The following is a 1604-nucleotide window of genomic DNA, read 5'->3' on the forward strand; positions in this document are numbered from 1 at the left end:
AGAGCGTAGCTAGAGCGGCCGGCGTTGTCGTTCGATGTACTGCCGCACCACCGTGAGCGGGGCGCCACCGCACGAGGCGGCGAAGTAGGACGGCGACCAGAAGTGCCCGTGCATGATCGCCCGGTTCACGCGGCCGGTGAAATCCCGGCGCAGGATGCGGGCGGACACGCCCTTGAGGCTGTTCACGATGCCGGACACGGCGACCTTCGGCGGGTAGTGCACCAGCAGGTGCACGTGGTCGTCCTCACCGTTGAACTCGACCAGCTCGGCCTCGAAGTCTTCGCACACCTTGCGCATGGTCGCCTCGCACACGGTCAGCATGTCGTCGTTGAACACACCACGCCGGTATTTGGTCACGAAGACCAAATGAACATGCATCGCCGAAACCACATGCCTGCCACGCCTCAACTCGCCATCGGTAGCCATAGACCAAATGTTAGGGTCACGGCTGTGCAGCTTCGGTACAACTTCCGCGTGTACCCCGAGCCCTCCCAGCGCCATGCACTGGCCAGGGCGTTCGGGTGCGCCCGCGTGGTCTTCAACGACGGCCTGCGGGCTCGTCAGGAAGCCCACGCGGCAGGACTGCCGTACGTCAAGGACACCGACCTCCAAAAGCAGGTCATCACCGCCGCCAAGCGCACCGGTGAACGGGCGTGGCTGGGCGAGGTGTCCTCCGTCGTGCTGGTGCAGTCCCTGAGGGACCTGCACACCGCCTACCGGAACTTCTTCTCCTCCGTCACCGGCAAGCGCAAAGGGCCGAAGGTCGCGCCGCCCCGGTTCAAGTCCAAGCGGGACAACCGGCAGTCCATCCGCCTCACCGCCAACGGGTTCAGCCTGCGCGAGAGCGGCCCTCTGTACGTGGCGAAAGTCGGGAACCTGCGGGTGCGCTGGTCGCGTCCCCTTCCGGCCGCGCCGACCTCGGTCACGGTCACGATGGACGCGGCCGGCCGGTACTGGGCCTCGTTCGTCGTGGACACCGACCCCAAGTTCCTGCCCAAGGCGACCGCCGAGACCGGTATCGACCTCGGACTGTCGGCGTTCGCGGTCCTCTCCGACGGGCAGAAGATCGCGTCCCCGCGCTTCCTGCGCCGCGCCGAGCGCAAGCTCAAGCGGTTGCAGAAGGACCTCAGCCGCAAGGACAAGGGATCAAAGAACCGGACCAAGGCCCGCGTCAAGGTCGCACGCCAGCACGCCCGCGTAGTGGACCGGCGCCGGGACTGGCACCACAAGGAATCCACGCGCATCATCCGCGAGAACCAAGCGGTGTACGTGGAAGACCTCGCGGTGTCCGGCCTCGCCCGTACCCGCCTCGCCAAGTCCGTGCACGACGCCGGATGGGCGGCGTTCCTCGGCATGCTGGAGTACAAGGCCGCCAGGCACGGCCGGTATTTCGGCAAGATCGGCCGCTTCGAGCCGACCTCTCAGGTGTGCTCGGCCTGCGGAGTCAAGGACGGCCCCAAGCCCCTGTCGGTCCGTGAGTGGACCTGTCAGGAGTGCGGGACCGTCCACGACCGCGATGTCAACGCTGCATGCAACATCCTGGCCGCCGGACGGGCGGACAGGCTAAATGCCTGTGGAGCGCCGGTAAGACGGGCATCCGTGCC

Annotated in this window: 2 protein-coding genes; one reads left to right on the plus strand and one right to left on the minus strand. The window is 66.8% G+C overall.

What is annotated here, in order from left to right:
- Positions 1-9 precede the first annotated feature (9 nt).
- The gene (tnpA, locus tag IE265_RS38005; RefSeq protein WP_190040367.1) at positions 10-426 is read right to left on the minus strand and encodes an IS200/IS605 family transposase; all 417 of its coding nucleotides are present in this window, start codon (positions 424-426) and stop codon (positions 10-12) included.
- A gap of 24 nt (positions 427-450) precedes the next feature.
- Here tnpA and IE265_RS38010 point away from each other — a divergent pair.
- Positions 451-1604: RNA-guided endonuclease InsQ/TnpB family protein (locus IE265_RS38010; protein WP_190040368.1), on the plus strand; the 1154-nt coding region annotated here is incomplete at its 3' end.

This window comes from Streptomyces fructofermentans (assembly GCF_014651055.1).
GTDB lineage: Bacteria > Actinomycetota > Actinomycetes > Streptomycetales > Streptomycetaceae > Streptomyces > Streptomyces fructofermentans.

Bases quoted from the DNA above. Each gene is read 5' to 3' on its own strand.
- tnpA (WP_190040367.1), bottom strand. From the start codon at position 426: ATGGCTACCGATGGCGAGTTGAGGCGTGGCAGGCATGTGGTTTCGGCG.